Annotated in this window: 3 protein-coding genes; all 3 read left to right on the forward strand. The window is 40.3% G+C overall.

All coding sequences use genetic code 11. From position 1 onward, the window contains the following. Positions 1 to 1,425: M61 family metallopeptidase (locus AC1DDX_RS25970; RefSeq protein WP_477622876.1), on the forward strand; the 1,425-nt coding region annotated here is incomplete at its 5' end. Positions 1,426 to 1,892: 467 nt separating this feature from the next. Further along, positions 1,893 to 2,246: a helix-turn-helix domain-containing protein gene (locus tag AC1DDX_RS25975; protein WP_246269735.1), complete on the forward strand. Its 354-nt coding sequence runs from the start codon at positions 1,893 to 1,895 to the stop codon at positions 2,244 to 2,246. Between the two features lie 89 nt (positions 2,247 to 2,335). Further along, positions 2,336 to 2,974: SDR family oxidoreductase (locus AC1DDX_RS25980; RefSeq protein ID WP_477622877.1), on the forward strand; the 639-nt coding region annotated here is incomplete at its 3' end.

Below are 2,974 nucleotides of genomic sequence, written 5' to 3' on the forward strand. Positions count from 1 at the left end.
CGAGATAATAGGGTGCAGGTTTCCCTTGTACCACCCAAAACCAATCAGCGAGAAGCTAAATTTGTAATGCCTAAGCTAATTCCGGGCTACTATGACGCGATGAACTTTGGTCAATACGTTTCCGCATTTAAGGCATTTAATAAGAAGGGAGAGCCAATCACCGTTAAAAGATTAGATACGAATACCTGGATCGTGCCTGACTTGAAGAATACTGCTAGAATAACCTATGAAGTATCCAGCGGTTGGGAGGATCTGCCGCAAAATACTCCGGGAGCAAAATCTGCCGAAAGTACCTTTAAAAAAGACAAACTTTTTATCCTAAACTATAATGCGCTCGTCGGTTACTTTGAAAAAGTTAGAAATAAAGGCTACAAGGTGACGGTAAAGAAAAACCGGGAATTCTATCCCTCATCTGCCTTGGAATACACCCATCAGAACGATACTATAGATGTGGTTTCAGCAAAAGATTACCGTCATCTGGTCGATGCACCTGTCATGTATTGCGTACCAGACACCACCTGGATCACAGTGGGGAATGCGAAAGTCCTGGTTTCCTTTTATTCGCAGTCGCATCAATCTTATTCAAAAACCTTAGCCTCCAGATTGGACACGATTTTAAGGAGTCAGCAGGCATACCTTGGCGGGAGATTGCCTGTTAATGAGTATGCATTTCTGATCTATCATGAAAAAATCCCAAGGGGACTGATGGCTGATGGCCTTGAACACAGCAATTCCACTGTATGCCTGTACGGTTCGGAAACTTTAGACCAGCTTCCCGAGGCATTAATTGATGTTGCTTCTCATGAGTTTTTTCATATTCTGACGCCACTCAATATCCATTCTAAGGAAGTACAGGATTTTAATTTTCTTAACCCTGTATTGTCAAGGCACCTCTGGCTTTATGAAGGTATGACTGAATATGCGACCATGCATATGCCCATAAAACAACGGATGATCAGCCTTCAGCAGTTTGCTAAAAAGATCGAAGCCAAAATCAAGGGTATGGAAGGATTCGATAATAACTTGTCTATGACTGTGATGAGCACTAATGCGATCAAAAGGCAGGATCAGTATATGAATTTTTACCAAAAAGGTGCCTTGATAGGTTTATGCCTTGACATTCGCTTAAGAGAACTTTCCAATGGAAAGCTTGGTACACAGGAATTAATGCAAAAGCTGGTTAAAAAATATGGTCCTGAAAAAGCTTTTAAAGACGAAGACTTGTTTAATGTAATTACTGCATTTACATTCCCCGAGATTCGTCAGTTTTTTAAAGATTATGTCGAAGAGGGACAAACAATTTCTTTAAAAGAGAGTTTGATGAAGGTAGGACTCGATTATGATGAAGCCGCAAAAACTGTTTTTGAAATGAATAACCCCTCCAGTGGTCAACTTTCGTTGAGAAAGGCATGGATAAACCAATAAGCAGAACCCATTTTGTCTACAAGGTCTGGTTGAACCCCTCTTATTGCATTGCAAACGGGGATGGAAGTATACTTCGGGCATACTTTGGCCGGTTTTTGATAGTTCTCTCCGGTAAAACAGTATACCTTGAAGTATACTGCTTAAAATACCGATTGGATAACTTTGCGGTATAGTAGGGCTTGTATTTTTTTGCCAGGTCAAGTTTTTTCATGATTTTTTTTATTCAAAATAAACCATGCCCACTGACAACCCTAAGGTAGCCTCCTGAAATTTCTACAGGAAATTAATGCAGAAACGACAAGGGGGAAATTAAGACTGTTGAACATCCCAATTTAGATAGCTGTCTTTTTTAATGCCACCTGATTTGTAAATTGAGTAAAAAGCGATACCGAAAAGTTCACCATGCGAAAACCTTAAATTATGATAATCTTTGCAATTTCCTATTTATGTTAAACGCAAATAAGCCAATGAAACGTGGGGATGAAATTACCAGGACCTATTTTGATTTTTTAGACCTTCATCTAGCTGAAATTGTCAGCGGTGAGGCCACTGAAATGTTGACCTTGAACGAAATCGCAAGCGCCTTATGTGTTTCTCATACCCACCTGACCGATACCATTCAGCAAACAATGGGTCACCATCCCTGTTATTTCTATGATTTGAAAATCGTAGAACAGGCAAAAGAAATGATGCTCCATACGGACCGTTCTATTGCAGACATTGCGAAGAGATTGACGTATGATCCCTCCAATTTTTCAAAATTCTTCAGAAAATTTACCGGACAAACACCTGGGGCGTTTAGAAAACTGCATAAAAAATAGCGAATACCTGAAAGCTCCGAAAAGTTCACCATGTTATTTAAAGGGCGATAGCTGAATTTTATACTATCAATAATCTTAAAAAATTTATTATGAGCAGGAACGATTTAAAAGGTAAAGTAGTGCTGATCGCAGGAGGTGCAAAAAACCTGGGTGGCTTAATTAGCAGAAATGTAGCGGCAAAAGGAGCGAAGGTAGTGATCCATTACAATAGTGAGTCAACAAGAGTTGATGCAGAGAAGACCTTGGCCGATATTATCTCAGCTGGTGGCGAGGCTTACCTTACCCAGGCCGATTTAACCAGGGTGGAAAATGTGGTAAAGCTGTTTGCGGAAGCAAAAGCCAAATTTAGTGGTATTGATATTGCGATCAATACGGTGGGTAAAGTGCTGAAAAAACCATTTTTAGACACAACCGAAGCAGAGTACGATAGCATGTTCGACATCAATTCAAAACAGGCTTATTTCTTTTTACAGGAAGCTGGAAAACAATTGAACGATAATGGTAAGATCTGTACTATAGTGACTTCATTACTGGCTGCATTTACGGGTTATTACTCGACATATGCTGGTGCAAAGGCACCTGTTGAGGATTTTACCCGTGCGGCAGCAAAAGAGTTTGGAGATAGGGGGATTTCAGTTACTGCGGTTGCTCCTGGTCCAATGGATACGCCATTTTTTTATGGACAGGAGTCGGAGGATGCTGTTGCCTATCATAAATCGGCATCAGCT

The sequence above is a fragment of the Pedobacter sp. 10L46_2 genome (assembly GCF_056395165.1).

What these genes read in the sequence shown, in the direction of transcription:
- AC1DDX_RS25975 (WP_246269735.1), top strand. Translation starts at nt 1,893, where the DNA reads ATGAAACGTGGGGATGAAATTACCAGGACCTATTTTGATTTTTTAGAC.